Origin of the sequence: Streptomyces sp. NPDC057307 (assembly GCF_042667665.1) — a bacterium.
GTDB lineage: Bacteria > Actinomycetota > Actinomycetes > Streptomycetales > Streptomycetaceae > Streptomyces.
In genome coordinates this window covers 1-16326 of the sequence record NZ_JBHUZM010000157.1, presented here as the reverse complement: position 1 = coordinate 16326, position 16326 = coordinate 1, and the positions used below count along the sequence as shown (strand labels likewise).

Annotated in this window: 16 protein-coding genes; 8 read left to right on the top strand and 8 right to left on the bottom strand. The window is 72.6% G+C overall.

The window, feature by feature from the left end; translation table 11 throughout:
• Positions 1 to 115 precede the first annotated feature (115 nt).
• The 3 genes from ACFUN8_RS32545 to ACFUN8_RS32535 all read right to left on the bottom strand — a co-directional run bounded on the left by ACFUN8_RS32545 (position 116) and on the right by ACFUN8_RS32535 (position 4998).
• Entirely contained in the window at positions 116 to 3139 is a 3024-nt protein-coding gene (locus ACFUN8_RS32545) for an AAA family ATPase (RefSeq protein ID WP_383645635.1), read from the bottom strand.
• Positions 3136 to 4302, bottom strand: a complete 1167-nt coding sequence (locus tag ACFUN8_RS32540) for an exonuclease SbcCD subunit D (protein WP_383645632.1) — start codon at positions 4300 to 4302, stop codon at positions 3136 to 3138. Before ACFUN8_RS32540 ends, ACFUN8_RS32545 begins: the two co-directional genes overlap by 4 nt.
• A gap of 69 nt (positions 4303 to 4371) precedes the next feature.
• Entirely contained in the window at positions 4372 to 4998 is a 627-nt protein-coding gene (locus ACFUN8_RS32535; protein WP_383645629.1) for a YigZ family protein, read from the bottom strand.
• Positions 4999 to 5097: 99 nt separating this feature from the next.
• Between ACFUN8_RS32535 and ACFUN8_RS32530 the strand changes: the two genes are divergently transcribed.
• Positions 5098 to 5505: a CoA-binding protein gene (locus ACFUN8_RS32530; RefSeq protein WP_383645626.1), complete on the top strand. Its 408-nt coding sequence runs from the start codon at positions 5098 to 5100 to the stop codon at positions 5503 to 5505.
• Between the two features lie 56 nt (positions 5506 to 5561).
• On the opposite strand, the gene ACFUN8_RS32525 is transcribed toward ACFUN8_RS32530, so the two are convergent.
• Positions 5562 to 6125 (bottom strand): YbaK/EbsC family protein, encoded by a 564-nt coding sequence (locus tag ACFUN8_RS32525; protein ID WP_383645623.1) that lies wholly within the window; start codon positions 6123 to 6125, stop codon positions 5562 to 5564.
• Positions 6126 to 6153: 28 nt separating this feature from the next.
• Positions 6154 to 6726 (bottom strand): helix-turn-helix domain-containing protein, encoded by a 573-nt coding sequence (locus tag ACFUN8_RS32520; protein ID WP_383645620.1) that lies wholly within the window; start codon positions 6724 to 6726, stop codon positions 6154 to 6156.
• Between the two features lie 95 nt (positions 6727 to 6821).
• Between ACFUN8_RS32520 and ACFUN8_RS32515 the strand changes: the two genes are divergently transcribed.
• Positions 6822 to 7688 carry an EamA family transporter gene (locus ACFUN8_RS32515; protein WP_383645617.1) on the top strand — a complete coding sequence of 289 codons (867 nt, stop codon included), beginning with the start codon at positions 6822 to 6824 and terminating at the stop codon, positions 7686 to 7688.
• Between the two features lie 22 nt (positions 7689 to 7710).
• Here the strand turns inward: ACFUN8_RS32515 and ACFUN8_RS32510 are convergent, their stop codons facing one another.
• Positions 7711 to 8454 (bottom strand): acyltransferase, encoded by a 744-nt coding sequence (locus tag ACFUN8_RS32510; protein ID WP_383645610.1) that lies wholly within the window; start codon positions 8452 to 8454, stop codon positions 7711 to 7713.
• A 403-nt stretch (positions 8455 to 8857) separates the two neighbouring features.
• Here ACFUN8_RS32510 and ACFUN8_RS32505 point away from each other — a divergent pair, with 403 nt between their 5' ends.
• The 5 genes from ACFUN8_RS32505 (at position 8858) to ACFUN8_RS32485 (ending at position 13477) form a co-directional block, all read left to right on the top strand.
• Positions 8858 to 10603 (top strand): sensor histidine kinase, encoded by a 1746-nt coding sequence (locus tag ACFUN8_RS32505; RefSeq protein WP_383645607.1) that lies wholly within the window; start codon positions 8858 to 8860, stop codon positions 10601 to 10603.
• A gap of 205 nt (positions 10604 to 10808) precedes the next feature.
• Entirely contained in the window at positions 10809 to 11231 is a 423-nt protein-coding gene (locus tag ACFUN8_RS32500; protein ID WP_383645604.1) for a roadblock/LC7 domain-containing protein, read from the top strand.
• Entirely contained in the window at positions 11228 to 11587 is a 360-nt protein-coding gene (locus tag ACFUN8_RS32495) for a DUF742 domain-containing protein (RefSeq protein ID WP_383645601.1), read from the top strand. Before ACFUN8_RS32500 ends, ACFUN8_RS32495 begins: the two co-directional genes overlap by 4 nt.
• Complete coding sequence (locus tag ACFUN8_RS32490; RefSeq protein ID WP_383645597.1) at positions 11568 to 12182, top strand: ATP/GTP-binding protein; 615 nt, start codon at positions 11568 to 11570, stop codon at positions 12180 to 12182. The genes ACFUN8_RS32495 and ACFUN8_RS32490 overlap by 20 nt, the downstream gene beginning before the upstream one ends.
• A complete protein-coding gene (locus ACFUN8_RS32485) occupies positions 12179 to 13477 on the top strand; it encodes a cytochrome P450 (RefSeq protein ID WP_383645594.1) in 1299 nt (432 codons plus the stop codon). The genes ACFUN8_RS32490 and ACFUN8_RS32485 overlap by 4 nt, the downstream gene beginning before the upstream one ends.
• 76 nt (positions 13478 to 13553) lie before the next feature.
• Here ACFUN8_RS32485 and ACFUN8_RS32480 read toward each other — a convergent pair whose 3' ends face one another.
• Positions 13554 to 14780, bottom strand: a complete 1227-nt coding sequence (locus ACFUN8_RS32480) for a cytochrome P450 (protein WP_383645591.1) — start codon at positions 14778 to 14780, stop codon at positions 13554 to 13556.
• A 197-nt stretch (positions 14781 to 14977) separates the two neighbouring features.
• Between ACFUN8_RS32480 and ACFUN8_RS32475 the strand changes: the two genes are divergently transcribed.
• Positions 14978 to 15508 (top strand): gamma carbonic anhydrase family protein, encoded by a 531-nt coding sequence (locus tag ACFUN8_RS32475; RefSeq protein WP_383645588.1) that lies wholly within the window; start codon positions 14978 to 14980, stop codon positions 15506 to 15508.
• Positions 15509 to 15579: 71 nt separating this feature from the next.
• On the opposite strand, the gene ACFUN8_RS32470 is transcribed toward ACFUN8_RS32475, so the two are convergent.
• A complete protein-coding gene (locus tag ACFUN8_RS32470) occupies positions 15580 to 16272 on the bottom strand; it encodes a DedA family protein (protein ID WP_383645637.1) in 693 nt (230 codons plus the stop codon).
• Between the last annotated feature and the right edge of the window lie 54 nt (positions 16273 to 16326).

The following is a 16326-nucleotide window of genomic DNA, read 5'->3' as shown; positions in this document are numbered from 1 at the left end:
GTATAAGAGACAGGTGCCGGGCGCCCGCGCTGGGGAGGTTGGGGCAGGGGCAGCAACGATGGTCGGCGGCCCGGGCGTTGTCATACGGATTGCCGCGCGGCGCCGACCGTCCCGCTCATCCGTCGGCTCCCCCCGTACGGAGACTGACCGTCGAGCCCCGGCGGGACTTCGTCACCTCCAGCTGGGTCGGGATCCGGCGGCGGAGGTCGGCGACATGGCTGACTATGCCGACGCTGCGGTCGCGTTCGCGCAGCGAGTCCAGCACGTCCAGGACCTCGTCCAGGGTCTGGTCGTCCAGGCTGCCGAAGCCCTCGTCGATGAAGAGGGTGTCCAGGCGCGCGCCGCCCGCCTCGTCGGTGACGACGTCGGCGAGGCCCAGCGCGAGGGCGAGGGAGACGAAGAACGTCTCGCCGCCGGAGAGGGTCGCCGTGTCCCGCTCGCCGCCCGTCCAGGAGTCGACCACGTGCAGTCCGAGTCCGGACCGCTTCCCGCCGCCGCTCCTCGCGTCGGAGTGGACCAGGGTGTAGCGGCCGGAGGACATGCGCAGCAGCCGTGCGGTGGCCGCCGCGGCGACCTGTTCGAGGCGGGCCGCCAGGACGTACGACTCGAGGCGCATCTTGCGGTCGTTGTCGTTGGACGTGCCCGCGGTGAGCGCCGCGAGGCGGGCCACGCGCTCGTACTCCGTACGGAGGGGGCCCAGGCGCCGTACTTCCTCCTCGGCCTGCCGGGAGAGCCTGGCCAGCTCCGTGCCGCGCTCGTGGGCGCCCGCGAGCGCGGCGGACGCGGTGCGCAGGGCCGACTCGGCCGCCTCGTAGGACAGCAGCGCCGTGTCGAGCCGGGCGGGCGGCCGCTCGGCGGCGTCGCGCGCGTCGGACTCGGCGAGCCGGTCGGCGACGGTGGCGGCCTCGGCCTGCCAGTCGTCCATCCGGTGGGTCAGTCCGCGCTGCTCCGCGCCGGACAGCAGCGCTGCCGCCGCCGCGCGCGGGGTGTCGAACCCGGCGCGGAAAGCGGCGTCCGCGAGCCGGTCGTCGCTCTCCTTGAGCCGCTGGGCCGTGGTGTCGAAGTCCCGTACGGTGTCGGCCGCCTCGGCGAGCAGCCGTGCCCTGTTCGCCAGCAGCTCGGCGTGCGCGGCGACGCTGTCGGCGTCGCCCCGCGCGCGGGCCAGTTCCGATTCGAGGCCGGTCTGCTCGTGGTCGAGCGCCTCGCGCCGTGAGGTACGGGCCGCGACGCGGTTCTCGGCCGACCGCCGCGCGGTGAGCCGGTCCTCGCGCTCCTGTTCGGCGCGGGCCAGTGCCTCGCGGGCCGCGTGCGTACCGGCGGCGAGGCGGTGTGCCTCGGTGTGCTCGCGGCCCAGGCGCTCGGTGAGCGCGACCAGTTCGGCGACGGTCGATCCGCCGGCGGCCGACCGGGCCGCCGCGTACTCCTCGCGTACCGAGGCGTGGTCGCGTTCGGCCTCCGTCACGGCCGTCTCGGCTCTCCGGGAGGCGGCGAACGCGGCGTCCTCCGACGCCTGGTCGACCTGGCCCGCCGTGGCGCGCGCGGGCTCGGGGTGGTCGGCGGAGCCGCAGACCGCGCACGGTTCGCCCGCGACGAGCCGGGCGGCGAGTTCGGCGGCGATGCCGCGCAGCCGTCGCTCGCGCAGGTCGAGCCAGCTCTCCTTGGCGTCGTTGGCGCGCTCGCGGGCGCTGTTCAGGAGCCGCTCCGACGCGGCGGCCCGCGCTTGGAGCGTGTCGCGCGCGCGGGCGGCGTCGAGTTGGCCGCGGGCCGGTTCGAGCTGTCCCGCGAGCTGTTCGGCGCGGGTCGCGGCCTCCTGGGCCGTCTCGATGCGGTCCTGGTGCTGTCGTCGGGCGGAGTCCCAGTCGGCGAGCCAGCCGGCGGCGTCCGCCAGAAGCTCTTCGTCGGCGCGCGCCTGGCGGTCCAGTTCGGCCCGTTCGCGGCTGATCTCCGCGCTGCGGCGCTCGGCGCCCCGGGCGGCGTCGACCCGGCCCAGCTCCTCGATCATCTTCCGCTCCAGCGCGGAGAGATGGTCGGCGCCGCTGTCGGTGAGCTCGGCGGGGAGCCGGCCGCGTGCCCGGTCGCGGTCGGCGGCGGCCGTACGGTGCGCGCGCTCGGCGTCCTCGCGCAGGGCGAGCGCGGGGGCGACCTGGTCGGCCTTGCGGGCCCGCTCCAGCGTGGCGCGCGCCGCCTCGTACTGAGGACGGCGGGCTTCGAGCGCCGCGGCCCGCCGCTGTCCGTCGGCGAACCTCTCCTGGAGCCTGGCCAGTTCGCGCTCGGCGTCGAGCAGTCGGCGCGCCGTCGCCTGCCGGCTCTCGGCGCCCGCGAGGGCCGACCCGGCGATGTCCCGGCGCTCGTGCGCCGTCGCGCGGGCGACGGCCGCCCACTCCAGGACGGCGGGGGCCAGGCCCGGATCGCCGGGCTGCCGTGCGGGCAGCGGCTGTTCGATGCCCGCGCCCGCCGCCTGGGCGATGCGCTGCGCGACGCCGAGCAGCCATTCGTCCCCGGCCCGTACCTGCTGTTCGGCGCCCCGGCGCAGTTCGGCGAGCCGCTCCTCGACGGCGGCGAACCGGCGGGTGTCGAAGAGCCGGCCGAGCAGCCGGCCGCGCGCCTCGGCGTCGGCGCGCAGGAAGCGCGCGAAGTCGCCCTGCGGGAGGAGGACGACCTGGCAGAACTGCTCGCGGCTCATGCCGAGCAGTTGGCCGATCTCTTCGCCGATCTCCTGGTGGGACCGGCTCAGCGCGCTCCAGCCGGCGCTTGTGGCGTCGTACTCCCGTAGCCGGCTCTGTGCCTTCTCGGTCGTGACGCCGGTGCCGCGCTTCTTGGGGCGGGTCTGTGCGGGGCGGCGGGTGATCTCCAACCGCCGTCCGGCGACGGTCAGTTCGAGCAGGACCTCCGTGTAGGTGCCGGGCGGGGCGTGGTCGCTGCGCAGGGAGGCGTCCTTGGTGGCGCCGCCCTTGATCTGGCGCGCTCCGGGCACGGCGTCGTACAGCGCGTAGCAGACGGCGTCGAGCACGGAGGTCTTGCCGGCTCCGGTCGCGCCGTGCAGCAGGAAGATCCCGGCGGCGCAGAGCGCGTCGAAGTCGACCTCCTGAGTGTCGGCGAAGGGGCCGAAGGCGGTGACGGTCAGCCGGTGGAGTCTCATCCGGTCACCTCGCGTACGGCGGTGTCGACCCGTACGTGGTCGAACGCGCCGCGCAGCACGGTCCGTTCCCGGTCGTCGGGTCCGGCTCCGCCGCGCACGTGGGCCACGAAGTCCTCGGCGATCTCCTGGTCGCTGCGGCCTTCGAGGCGCTGCGCGTAGGACGCGACCAGGTCGTCGTCGCCCCGGTCGGGGTCGAAGACGAGGCTGAGGATGTGCGGGAAGCGTTCGGCGAGGCGCGCCATGGGTTCGGCGGGTCGTACGGGGTCGGTGAGTGTCGCCTCGGTCCAGGCGTGTTCGTGGCGGGTGAGCGCCGGGTCGTCGAGGAGGTCCGCGAGGGCGCCGCGCACACGGGCGAGCGGGCGGGGCACCGGGCAGTCGATCCGCTCGGCGTCGATCTCGCCGCCGGGGCCGAGGTCCACCAGCCACATCGTCTTGCGGTGGTCGCTCTCGGAGAAGGAGTACGCGAGGGGGGAGCCGGAGTAGCGGACGCGCTCGGTGAGGGCCTGTGAGCCGTGCAGATGGCCGAGGGCGACGTAGTCGACGCCGTCGAACGTGCCGGTGGGGACGGCGGAGACGCCGCCGACGGTGATGTCGCGTTCGCTGTCGCTGGCGGCTCCGCCGGCCACGAAGGCGTGCGCGAGGACGACGGAGCGGGTGCCCGCGGGACGTTCGGCGAGGTCGGCCCGTACGCGGTCGAGGGCGGCGGCGAGGACCGCCTCGTGGCCGGCCTTCGCCGCTTTGAACTCCTCGCGGACCAGGGCCGGTTCGAGATACGGCAGGCCGTAGAAGGCGACGTCTCCGTGGGCGTCGGCCAGCACGACGGGGGTGGCGCAGCGGGCCGGGTCGGTGCGCAGGTGGATGCCCGCGTGGTCGATGAGCCCGGCGCCGACGCCCAGTCGGCGGGCCGAGTCATGGTTCCCGGAGATCATCACGGTCGGCACGCGCGCCTCGGCGAGCCGGTGCAGCGCGCGGTCGAACAGCTCGACGGCGGAGAGCGGCGGCACCGCCCGGTCGTACACGTCGCCCGCCACGAGGACCGCGTCCACCTCGTGCGCCAGCGCGGTCGCCACGAGATGGTCGAGGAAGGCCGCCTGTGCGTCGAGAAGGCTGACCCGGTGGAAGGACCGTCCCAGGTGCCAGTCCGACGTGTGCAGGAATCTCATGATCCTTGAGAGTAGCGGTGGGGTCGGACATCACGTGCGGCTCTCGGCCCGCTGTGCGTGCGTCGGGGGTCAGACGTCGCCGTACGCCTCACCGCCCAGCGCCAGTACGGCCGTTCCGGCCGTGGTGTCGGCGAGCCAGGCGCGGAAGGCGTCGACGTCGGCGTCCGGCAGTCCGATCCCGATGGTCACTATCTCCGCGTACCGCACGTCGCGTACGGAGCGGCCGGTGGCCCGGAGTTCGTTCTCCAGCTTTCCGGCGCGCTGGTGGTCGACGATGATCGTGGCCAGCCGGTAGCGCCTGCGGGTGACGGTGCCGAGCGCGTCGAGGGCTTCGCCGACCGCGCCGCCGTAGGCGCGGATCAGCCCTCCGGCGCCGAGCTTGACGCCTCCGTAGTAGCGCGTGACGACGGCGACGACGTAGCGCACGTCCCGGCGCATCAGCATCTGCAGCATGGGCGCGCCGGCGGTGCCGCCGGGCTCTCCGTCGTCGCTCGCCTTCTGTACGGAGGCGTTGGCGCCGATCACGTAGGCGTAGCAGTTGTGCGTGGCCGTGGGATGTTCCCGGCGTACACCCGCGACAAAGTCCTGCGCCTCCTGTTCGGTGGCGGCGGGCGCGAGCGCGCAGAGGAAACGCGATCGGTTGACCTCGGTCTCGTGGATGCCCTGGCGGGCGACGGTGCGGTACTGCTCATGCATCGCGCCACCCTAGGCTCTTCGGGTACCGCTCGGTATGGCGGGCCCTCGCCAAGTGGTGCGGCGGGGGAATTGCCGGGCCGTGCCGTCCGTTGTGCGGGCATGTACGCAGACGATGAGACGCTACGCAGGATCCTGACCTCCACGGGCGACACCTGGGCGGTGGTGGGCCTCTCCGGCAACAGGTCGCGGGCGGCTTACGGGGTGGCGGCCGTGCTTCAGCGCTTCGGCAAGCGGGTGGTGCCGGTGCATCCGAAGGCGGAGACGGTGCACGGCGAGCAGGGGTACGCGTCGCTGGCCGAGATCCCGTTCCCCGTCGATGTGGTGGACGTGTTCGTCAACAGCGAGTTGGCGGGGCCGGTCGCCGACGAGGCGGTCACGATCGGCGCGAAGGCGGTCTGGTTCCAGCTCGGGGTGATCGACGAGCGGGCGTACGAGCGCACGCGGGCCGCCGGTCTGGAGATGGTGATGGACCGCTGCCCGGCGATCGAGATACCGCGGCTCGGCTGATCTCCGCTCCGCCGGCCGCTGCTCCGTCGGGCGGGTGTGCGCCGCGTCGTCGCCGCTCAGCCGGTGGCGACGCCGAGCCCGTCGATGACCACGGCGCCGGGCAGCGCGGCGAACGCCTTGCCGGGCACGATGAGCTTGCCCCGTCGGCGTCCGCTGCCGATCAGGACCCACTCGGTGTCCACGACGGCGGCGTCCACGAGGAGTGTCCAGCCGGCGGGCAGGCCGATCGGTGTGATGCCGCCGTACTCCATGCCGGTCTCGCCGGTCGCGGAGTCCATGGGGGCGAACGACGCCTTGCGGGCGCCCAGTTGCTTGCGTACGACTCCGTTGACGTCCACGCGGGTCCGGGACAGGACGAGACAGGCGGCGAGTGTGGACTCGCCTCCGCGCTTGCCCGCGACGACGACGCAGTTGGCCGACCGGTCGAGGAGGTCGGCGCCGTGGTGCTCCACGAAGGCGGCGGTGTCCGCGATCTCCGGGTCGGTGTCCACGTAGAGCAGTTGGTCGGCGGGCACGTCACCCTGCCAGGCCCGTACGGCGGCGGCGACGGGCTCCGTGAGCAGGTCGAGGCAGTCGGGGGCGGGCCGGGCGTTGTCGAAGTCTCCGATGGGGGCGCGCATGGGCGTCAAGCTAACAGGCCGCTCGACGTCAGCGCGCGGGCGGGATGGAGACCGCCATGGTCATCTCGACGGTGACCGCGCCGTCGTTGCGGTAGGCGTGCGGCACGTTCGCCTCGAAGACGGCCGACGCGCCCTCGACCACCTGATGCGACGCGCCGTTCACGACGAGGGTCAGTTCGCCCGCGGTGACGTGCAGCAGTTCGGTCGTGCCCTCCGGGTGCGCGTCGGATTCGCTCTGTTCGCCCGGCATCAGCTTCCAGGACCACAGTTCGAGCGGCCCGCGTGACTCGGTCCCGACCAGCAGGACGGTGTTGCTGCCCGCCTCGGTGGACCACATGCGTACGGCCTGGTCGGCGGGTACGACCCTGACCTGCGGGCCCTGCTCGTAGTCGAGGAGCGTGGTGATGCTGATGCCGAGCGCGTCGGCGAGCTTCACCGTCGTGCCGACGCTGGGGTTGGTGCGGGCCTGCTCGATCTGGATGATCATGCCCCGGCTCACCCCCGACCGGGCCGCGAGGGCGTCGAGCGTGAAGGCTCTCTCACCGCGCCACCGTTTGAGATTGCGGGCGAGCGACTGGGTCAGCTGATCGAGGTCCGACACATTCCGTCCAATATATTCAATGACACAGTTCAATGGACTGCACTACGGTGTGGTGTACCAATCGTCCACCACACTGTACTGGCGAGGTTCACTCCATGACCGCACTGTTCGCGCTGGCCACCTGCCTGCTCTGGGGTCTGGCCGACTTCGGCGGTGGGGTGCTCACCCGGCGTATCCCCGCCCTGACGGTGGTCGTGGTGTCGCAGTCGATCGCCGTCGTCGTCCTCGGTGGCGTCGTCGTCGTGACCGGCGCCTGGAGCGAGGCCGGACCGCTGCTCTGGTACGCCGTCGCCGCCGGAGTCGTCGGCCCCGTCGCCATGCTCTCCTTCTACAAGGCGCTCGCGCTCGGCCCGATGGGCGTCGTGTCGCCGCTCGCCTCGATCGGCGTGGTCGTACCGGTGGGCGTCGGGCTCGTCGTCGGCGAGCGGCCCGGACTGCTCCAGTTCGCCGGGATCGCCGTGGCGGTCGCGGGCATCGTGCTGGCGGGCGGGCCCGAACTGCGCGGGGCGCCGGTCCGGCGGCAGGCGGTGGCGCTGACACTGGTCGCCGCGTTCGGCTTCGGCGCGGTGATGGCGCTGATCTCCGAGGCGTCGACGTCGATCACGGGACTGTTCCTGGCGCTCTTCGTACAGCGCGTCACCAACGTCGGCGTCGGCAGAGCCGCGCTGTATGTGTCGGTGAGGCGGGGCGCCCCCGCCCTGCCCGAGGACGGCGGGATCCCGGTGATCCGCGCCGCCCTGCCGGCGCTGGCGTTCGTCGGCCTCGCGGACGTCGCCGCCAACGGGACGTACTCGGTCGCCGCGCAGAACGGCCCCGTCACGGTCGCCGCCGTCCTGGCGTCGCTGTATCCCGTGATCACGGCGGTGGCCGCGCGTGGTCTCCTCAAAGAGAGGCTGCGCGCCGTCCAGGCGGCGGGCGCCGGGCTCGCGCTGATCGGCACGGTCCTGCTGGCCGCGGGCTGACCGCGCCCGCGCCCTTCGGGGGCTACGCCGCGTCCGGATCCAGTTCGGCGAGCGCCAGCAACTGTTCCGGGGTGATGCCCTCCGGGATCGGTACGGGCGCGGGCGTACGCAACGGCGGCTGCCAGCCGCGCTCCGGGTCCCAGCTCCGTACGACCCGCGCCGGCGCCCCCGCCACCACCGTGTGGTCGGGCACCTCGCCGCGTACGACGGCCCCCGCCGCGACCACCACGTTGCGCCCCAGCCGTGCGCCGGGAAGGATCACCGCACCGGTGCCCAGCCAGCAGCCCGGCCCCACGGTGACCGGTTCGATGCGGGGCCACTGCTTGCCGACGGGGACCTGCGGGTCGTCGTAACTGTGGTTCGTCGACGTGATGTAGACGTACGGCCCGCAGTAGGTGTTCGAGCCGATGGTGACCGCGGTGTCGGCGATGACATGGCTGCCCCGGCCGAGGACGACGCCGTCGCCGAGCCGCAGGATCGGCTCCGGGCCCAGGTCGAGACCGGGCATCATCCCGGCGGTCAGCGTGACGTGTTCACCGATGACGCAGTGCTCGCCCAGCTCGATCCACGGCTCGCCGAAGACGGTGCCCTGCGGGAAGGCGAGGCGGGTCCCGGTGCCGATGCGGCCGAACCGCAGCCTGCCCGGATGCTCGGCGCTCACCGCGCCCGCCTCCTGGATCCACCGCCAGCCGCCCTGGACGGCCCGCGAGACAAGGCGGCGGCGCCAGGCGGTCAGTGCGGCGAACGTGTCTCTGCTCTTGGGCACCCGCCCACGGTATCGGCGGGGCCGATGCGGGTCGGCGCCCCCTCCTGTGACGTTCGCCCCACGACGCCACGCACCGCCGGAAAGCGCCCCTGCCGACACTCCCGCACCGCCACTCCCGTACCACGACTCCGGCCTCCGCGTGGGTGAGTTGGCGGCCGACTCCCTCGTTGGTGGGCACTGGCCCGTGGCGGCCCTGCCGAACCGCACCGCGTGCGTAGCGTGAACGCCACACAGAGCAACGCCACACAGAGCAACGCCACACACGGCGACGCCGCACCAGGCGACGCCGCACACGGCCCGGACAATCACCGTTCCAGTCGGTGACCGGCGCCGCCCACCACGGCCGACGCGCGCCGGTCGGCCGGTCTGTTCCCCCCGCACTCGAATACCGAGGGACCGCGGAATGTCAGTGCCTGTCGCACCGAGCCCCCACCGCGTACTCAAAACGCGCCCCCTGTCGCTCGCCGGACCGCCCGCCCTGCTGCTCGTGACGGGAGCGGCGGCCGGCGCGGCGGCCGCCACCGCCCCCGCGGCCGCGCGCGGTTGGCTGGTGACGTCGCTCGCCGTCGCCTGGGTGATCCTCGCCTCCGTCGTCGCCACAGCCGCGCTACTGCTGCGACGGCACCGCCGCGGCTCGGTGGCGGCCGGCGGCGAGATCCAGTCGCTCCACACCCAACTGGCCAGGAACGGCGCGGAGTCGGCCCATCTGGTGAACATCACGCTCCCCACGGTGGTCAAGCGGCTGCGCGACGGCGCGAGCGCCGAGGCGACGCTCGCCGCCACTCCCCCGCCGACCGACCCCCAACTCCAGCGCGTGCTCAAGACGTTCACCGAGCAGGTGGCGCTCGGCGAACGCCGCGCCGCCACCGCGGTCGCCGACCACGACACGGCGGTGACCCGGCTCGGCCAGATCGCCGACGATCTGGACCTCCTGTCGACGGTGACGCTGCCCACCGCGCTCGGCGGGCTCCGTGAGGGCCGGGGCGCCGACACCGTACTGGCCGATCTGAAGCGTCCGTCCGATCCCCGGCTCCGGGTCCTGACCGACGCCGTCGTACGGGACTTCGCCGTCAGCGAGCGGCGCGGCTCGGCAGCCCAGGCGGCCAGCGCCAAGGCCCTGAGCCGGGTCCAGGCCAAGGCCGTGAGCATGCTCGCCGATCTCCGGGAGATGCAGGAACGTCACGGCGAGGAGGTCTTCGGCGATCTGCTGAGGCTCGACCACAACACCTCGCAACTCGGCCTGATGACCGACCGGCTGGCGCTGCTGATGGGCGGCCGGGCGAGCCGCGCCTGGAACAAGCCGATCGCCATGGAGAGCATCCTGCGCGGCGCCGTCGGCCGGATCGCGGCCTATCAGCGCGTACGGCTGCACTGCTCCAGCACCGCGGCGGTCGCCGGCTTCGCCGCCGAGGGCGTCATGCACCTGCTGGCCGAACTGATGGACAACGCCGCGAACTTCAGCCCGCCGATCGACGAAGTGCACGTCTACGTCGAGGAACGCTCCGCGGGCATCGTGGTGACCATCGAGGACAGCGGCCTCAAGATGGCCGACGCGGCCATGCGGCGCGCCGAGGAGTCGGTGTCGGGGCGCGCGAACGACCTGGCGTCCCTCCAGGGCACCCGGCTCGGTCTGGCGGTCGTCGGACGGCTGGCCGCCAAGTACCACCTGAGCGTCAACTTCCGTCCCTCCTCGCGCGGCGGCACCGGCGTCGTCGTCCTCTTCCCGCCGCAGCTCCTCGCGCAGCAGCGGACCGCCGCGCCCCAGCTGTCGGGGCGGCACGCCGCGCCCGTACCGGCGGTCACGCTCACCGAGCCGGCCGTCACCCGCCCGTCGCTCGCACCCCCACCCCTCGCACCCCCGTCGGTGCCCCCGCCCGCGATGCTGCCGTCACCCGCCGCGCCGGGCGACGGCCCCCGGGTGGCGACGCCGGGCGGGCTGCCCGTACGGCCGCCGGGACGCACCATGGCGGCGGCGGACCGCGACCGGGCGCCCACGGACGAAGCGGACCGCCCGCGCGACGGCGCGGCGCCCGGGGCCGTCCCGCCCGGCCGCGACGCGGGAACGCAGTTCGGCGCCTTCCACCGCGCCCGGCTCCCCGTGGACGGCAGCCCCGAGGCGCCCGAGCCGAAGCCCGGCGACACCTCCTGAGGCACTTGTCGTTCCCCGTACGGCACCGGAAGCACAGCCGGCCGCACAGCCGGCGGTGCGGGCCGGGAACCACAGGAAACACCGGCCCGCCCGGCGCCCACCCCCCGTCAGCGAACGCGAGCAACGCGAGAACCGTGAGATTGGAGGCACGGGCCGGTGATCGGCTTCCCCCGGCCGATCCCGCCCCACGCAACCCATGCATTCCATGCCAACGACCGACAACAGCCTGACCTGGCTCCTCGAGAGCCTGCTGGAGCGCACCCCCGGCACCCGCCACGCACTGGTGCTGTCCCGCGACGGACTCAAGCTCTGCTGGAGCCGGCATCTGACGCTCGACCAGGCCGACCAACTGGCGGCGATCTGCTCCGGCATCCAGGCGCTCGCGCAGGGCGCGTCCGTCGAGTTCGGCAACGGCACCGGCGGTGTACGCCACTCGATGACGGAGTTCCACGGCGGACTGCTCTTCATCGTGGAGGCCGGCGACGGCGCGCATCTCGCGGTGGTCGCCGAGGACGGCGCCGACCCCGGTGTCGTCGGCCACCAGATGACCGAGCTGGTCGACCAGATCGGCGAGCATCTGCGCGCCGAGCCCCGGACCCCGGTGGCCCCCGAGGCCGCCCGGTCATGACCCGCCGACCTGTCGACACCGGTCGTCCCGACCGGCTGTACACCGTCACCGGTGGGCGCAGCCGCGTCGGCCACGACGCGTTCGACCTGGTCACGCTGATCGTCAGCGAGTGCGCGCCGACCGCGGGGACGCAGTCGGAGCACCACGCGATCCTCGAACTGTGCCGCCACCCGACGGCGGTCGTGGAGATCTCGGCGGAGCTGAGACTGCCCGTGACGGTGGTACGGATCCTGCTCGGCGACCTCCAGGCGACGGGCCGGATCACCGCCCGCCATCCGCGTGTGGCGCGCTCCGTGTCCGCCCTGCCCGACTCGGCCCTCTTGAAGGAGGTGCTCCATGGACTCCGCAACCTCTGAGCTGCCCGCCCGCACCCCGCTGACCGACGCCGCCGAGACCGGACTGAAGATCGTGATCGTGGGCGGCTTCGGGGTCGGCAAGACGACCCTCGTCCGGTCGGTGAGCGAGATCCGTCCGCTCAACACCGAGGAGGTGATGACCCAGGCCGGCGTCGGTGTCGACGAGACCGCCGGGCTCACCACGAAGACCACGACGACGGTCGCCTTCGACTTCGGCCGGATCAGCCTCACCGAGCGGGTGGTGCTCTATCTGTTCGGCGCGCCGGGCCAGGAGCGCTTCTGGTTCCTGTGGGACCGCCTCTTCTCCGGCACGCTGGGCGCGGTCGTGCTGGTGGACACCCGGCGGATGAGCGAGTCCTGGTACGCCATCGACCGGCTGGAGCATCACAAGACGCCCTTCGTGGTCGCGGTCAACCGGTTCGACAACGACATCTCGGCGTTCTCGCTCGACGAGATCCGGCAGGCGCTGTCGCTGCCCGAGCACATCCCGCTGATCAACTGCGACGCGCGGGTCCGCTCGTCCGGCAAGAACGTCCTGATCGCCCTCGTGGACCACCTGTACGAACTGGCGATGGCACGGGAGTTGACGCCATGACCGATCCGCACACCCCCTACCCCGAAGCCCTCGACGCGCCGCGCGCGCTCCCCGGGGCGGGGCCGCCGCCCGGCTGCCCCGCCGCGCACCCCGACTCGGTGCCGCTGAGCGGTCTGGAGTTCCAGCAGACGCCGTCGCAGCTCTACCGCAACCTGCGCCGCGAGCACGGCACCGTCGCCCCCGTCCTGCTGGACGGCGGTATCCCCGCGTGGCTGGTCCTCGGCTACTCCGAGGTGGGCTATGTCACCAGCCACGACGAGCTGTTCGCCCGGGACTCGCGCCGCTGGAACCAGTGGGCGGCGATCCCCACCGACTGGCCGCTGCTGCCGTACGTCGGCTATCAGCCGTCCGTGCTGTTCGCCGAGGGCGCCGAGCATCAGCGGCGGGCCGGTGTCATCACCCAGGCGCTGGAGGCGGTCGACCAGTTCGAACTGGCCCATGACTGCCATCAGATCGCCGAGCAGCTGATCGACGTGTTCGCGGGCGCGGGGGACGCCGAGCTGATGGCCTCCTACGCCCACGCGCTGCCGATGCGGGCCGCCGTCCAGATGTGCGGCATGCCGGCCGGTGGGGCCGACACCGAGGAGCTGGTACACGATCTGCGGGTGTCGCTGGACGCGGGCGAGGGCGACGACCCGGTGTCGGCGTATCTGCGGGTGCAGGAGCGCATCCAGCAGTTGGTGAAGGACAAGCGGGCCCGGCCCGGCTCCGACGTCACCTCGCGGATGATCGGGCATCCGGCGGGGCTGGCGGACGAGGAGATCGTCCAGGACCTGATCTCCGTGATCGCGGCGGCGCAGCAGCCGACGGCCAACTGGATCTGCAACACGCTGCGTCTGCTGCTGACCGACGACCGGTTCGCGCTCAATGTGTCGGGCGGGCGGCTGAGTGTCGGGCAGGCGCTCAACGAGGTGCTGTGGCTGGACACTCCGACGCAGAATTTCATCGGCCGGTGGGCGGTGCGCGACACACAGCTGGGCGGGCGGCACATCAGGGCCGGCGACTGTCTGGTCCTGGGGCTGGCCGCGGCCAACACCGATCCGCAGATCTGGCCCGAGGGGCATATCGGCGCGGAGAACTCGGCGCATCTGTCCTTCAGCAACGGCGAGCACCGGTGCCCGTATCCGGCGCCGCTGCTGGCCGACGTGATCGCCCGTACGGCGGTGGAGACGCTGCTGGAGCGACTGCCGGATGTCGTACTGGCCGTGGAGCCGGGCGAGTTGACGTGGCGGCCATCGATCTGGATGCGGGGCCTGACGGCGCTCCCGGTGGAGTTCACCCCGGTGGTGCGGTGAGCCGCTGGTGACGCCCCCGATCGCCGTACGGGCTCCCCCGGCCCGTACGGCGATCTACGTTGCGGACCCGGACCTGTCAGCTCGCGACCGGCGTGAACGTCACGGGCAGTGATCGCGGACCGCGGGTGAACACCCCCTGCTCGACCGGGTCGAACCCGTCCGCCAGCCGTAGACCGGGCATGGCGTCGAGCAGTTGGCCCACCCCGATCCGTACCTCGGCCTTGGCGAGCAGCGCGCCCACACAGAAGTGCCGCCCGAGCGCGAACGCCAGGTGGTCCGCGGCGGCGGAGAACGCGGTGGTCGTCGTCAGGTCGTCCCGGAAGAGGTTGAAGGTGTCCGGCTCGGCGAAGCGGTCACCGTCCCGGTTGGCGGCGCCGATGAGGCAGGTGACGGTGGCGCCGGCCGGTATGGTGCCGCCGCTGAGCGTGACCTCCTCGGCGGTCTGCCGCATGATCATGTGCACCGGCGGGGTGAACCGCAGGGTCTCGGCGAACGCCCGGTCTATCAGGCTCCGGTCCTCCCGTACGGCGGCGAGCTGGTCCGGGTGCGTCAGCAGATTCGCGAAGATCGAGGCGATGGCCTTGTCGGTGGTCTCGCCGCCCGCCGCGAGGAGCAGGCTGCAGAACGCCTTGATGTCCTCGTCGCTCATCCGTACCCCGTCGACCTCGGCCGCGCAGAGCGTGGAGAGCAGGTCGTCGCCCGGATTCTCCCTGCGGGCCCGGATGATCGGGATCATGTACTCGGCGAACTCGATCCGGGTCCGTGTCCCCGCGGCGGTCACCTCGGGGTCGGCGGACAGATTGCCGAGGAAGGCGATGACGGTGGTGTACCAGCCGTGGAAGCGGGCGTGGTCGGCCCGGTCCAGCCCCAGCATCTCGGCGATCACGTTGACGGGGAAGCGGGTCGCGAAGGCGTCCACCAGGTCGGCGCTCCCGGTGTGCCGGAAGGCGTCGATGAGCGCGGCGGAGTTGCGCTCGATGACCGGCAGGAACTTCTCCTCCAGGTCGCTGCCCCGGAAGGCGGGTGCGACGAGCGCACGGCGTACGGCGTGTTCACGGCCGCTCAGCTGGAGGATCGTCTTCCCGTGCACGGGCTCGATCTGCCAGTGGTAGTTCTCGGTGGTGAACGCCGACGCCTTGTCCTTGAAGGCCCGTTCCACGTCCTCGTACCGCGAGATGAGGTAGCTCTTGGTCGCCTCGTGCCAGATGAGCGGCGCGCTCTCGCGCATCAGGCGGTAGGCGGGATACGGATTCTCCGCGAACTCGGACGACAGGATGTCAGGGACCTGCTGTGCGGTGGCCATGGTGCTCCCTCGGTCGAAGCGACGGCAACATTCGACTCGGCCAAGGCTATTGATAGACCGTCAGTTCAGCCAGACGTGCGCCGGCCGACCTGGGGCCCGTGCGGACGGGGCCTGGTGCCGGAGCGGGTGGGCCCGTCGCTTACGGTTCCGGTACGCGCACGCGACGCGCGGTACGCGGCGGCACCGGAGGAGACGGCATGACACAGCGGGCACTGATCGCGGGTGTGGGGGGCGGCGAGCCCGTGATCGATCCGACGGCGTTCGTGGCGCCGACGTCCGTGGTGCTGGGCGAGGTGACCTTGGCCGCGGGTGCGAGCGTCTGGTACCAGACGGTGCTGCGGGCCGACGGCGGCCCGATCGTCGTCGGGGCCGACAGCAACATCCAGGACAACTGCACCATCCATGTCGACGTGGGCTCGCCGGCCACGATCGGCGAACGTGTCTCGGTGGGGCACAACGCGGTGCTGCACGGCTGCACCGTCGAGGACGACGTGCTGGTCGGGATGGGTGCCACCGTCCTCAACGGGGCGCACATCGGGGCCGGTTCACTCGTCGCGGCCCAGGCGCTCGTGCCGCAGGGGATGCGTGTGCCGCCGGGCTCACTGGTCGCGGGGGTGCCCGCCAAGGTGAAGCGGGAGCTGACCGAGGAGGAGCGCGAGGGCATCAAGCTCAACGCGGCGGTCTATCTGGAGCTGGCCGAACGCCACCGGGCCGTGCACGAGGACTGACGGCCGTACCCGCGACCGGCCGCCGCGCACGAGACTCGCGGCCGACCGACCGACCGACCGACGGCCGGCCGTCAGTCGGTCGCGGGTACGGGCTCCGGTCCGCCCTTGGCCGCCGGCGCCGCTGCCACCGCGGCGGCAGCGGCCTCCGCCTCCGCCTGCGTGGACGCCTTCTTCGCCCGGTTCCTGATGACGAGCATCGAGGTGATGCCGATCAGTACCGCGAGGACGAGGCCCAGCCAGGAGAAGCGCTTCAGCCACGCCTCGGCGACGACACCCACCGAGTAGATGACGGCGGTCGTGCCCCCGGCCCAGACGATTCCGCCCAGCACGTTGGCGATGAGGAACTTCCAGTACGGCATCCGCAGCACACCCGCGAGCGGCCCGGCGAAGATCCGCAGCAGTGCGACGAAACGGCCGAAGAAGACCGCCCACATGCCCCACTTCTGGAACGACCGCTCGGCCATGGCGATCTGTGGCTCACCGAAGTGCTTGGGGAACTTGCCCGCGAGCCACGCGAGCAGTGGTCTGCCGCCCTTGCGGCCGATGGCGTAGCCGATCGAGTCGCCGATGATCGCGCCGGCGGTGGCGGAGGCGCCGAGGATGTACGGGTTGATGTCGCCGTGCTGCGAGGCCAGCAGCGCCGAGCTGACGAGAACGATCTCACCCGGCAGCGGGATACCGAGGCTTTCGAGCCCGATCACCACGCCGACCAGCACATAGACGCTGATCGCGGGTACGGTCTCCAGCCACTCCTGGACGTGCAAGACCGGTTCCTCCTGTGTCGGATGTGCCGCTGCCCGGCGTGCGCCTTCCAGGCG

What these genes read in the sequence shown, in the direction of transcription:
- ACFUN8_RS32545 (WP_383645635.1), bottom strand. Translation starts at nt 3,139, where the DNA reads ATGAGACTCCACCGGCTGACCGTCACCGCCTTCGGCCCCTTCGCCGAC.
- ACFUN8_RS32540 (WP_383645632.1), bottom strand. Translation starts at nt 4,302, where the DNA reads ATGAGATTCCTGCACACGTCGGACTGGCACCTGGGACGGTCCTTCCAC.
- ACFUN8_RS32535 (WP_383645629.1), bottom strand. Translation starts at nt 4,998, where the DNA reads ATGCATGAGCAGTACCGCACCGTCGCCCGCCAGGGCATCCACGAGACC.
- ACFUN8_RS32530 (WP_383645626.1), top strand. Translation starts at nt 5,098, where the DNA reads ATGTACGCAGACGATGAGACGCTACGCAGGATCCTGACCTCCACGGGC.
- ACFUN8_RS32525 (WP_383645623.1), bottom strand. Translation starts at nt 6,125, where the DNA reads ATGCGCGCCCCCATCGGAGACTTCGACAACGCCCGGCCCGCCCCCGAC.
- ACFUN8_RS32515 (WP_383645617.1), top strand. Translation starts at nt 6,822, where the DNA reads ATGACCGCACTGTTCGCGCTGGCCACCTGCCTGCTCTGGGGTCTGGCC.
- ACFUN8_RS32505 (WP_383645607.1), top strand. Translation starts at nt 8,858, where the DNA reads ATGTCAGTGCCTGTCGCACCGAGCCCCCACCGCGTACTCAAAACGCGC.
- ACFUN8_RS32500 (WP_383645604.1), top strand. Translation starts at nt 10,809, where the DNA reads ATGCCAACGACCGACAACAGCCTGACCTGGCTCCTCGAGAGCCTGCTG.
- ACFUN8_RS32495 (WP_383645601.1), top strand. Translation starts at nt 11,228, where the DNA reads ATGACCCGCCGACCTGTCGACACCGGTCGTCCCGACCGGCTGTACACC.
- ACFUN8_RS32490 (WP_383645597.1), top strand. Translation starts at nt 11,568, where the DNA reads ATGGACTCCGCAACCTCTGAGCTGCCCGCCCGCACCCCGCTGACCGAC.
- ACFUN8_RS32485 (WP_383645594.1), top strand. Translation starts at nt 12,179, where the DNA reads ATGACCGATCCGCACACCCCCTACCCCGAAGCCCTCGACGCGCCGCGC.
- ACFUN8_RS32480 (WP_383645591.1), bottom strand. Translation starts at nt 14,780, where the DNA reads ATGGCCACCGCACAGCAGGTCCCTGACATCCTGTCGTCCGAGTTCGCG.
- ACFUN8_RS32475 (WP_383645588.1), top strand. Translation starts at nt 14,978, where the DNA reads ATGACACAGCGGGCACTGATCGCGGGTGTGGGGGGCGGCGAGCCCGTG.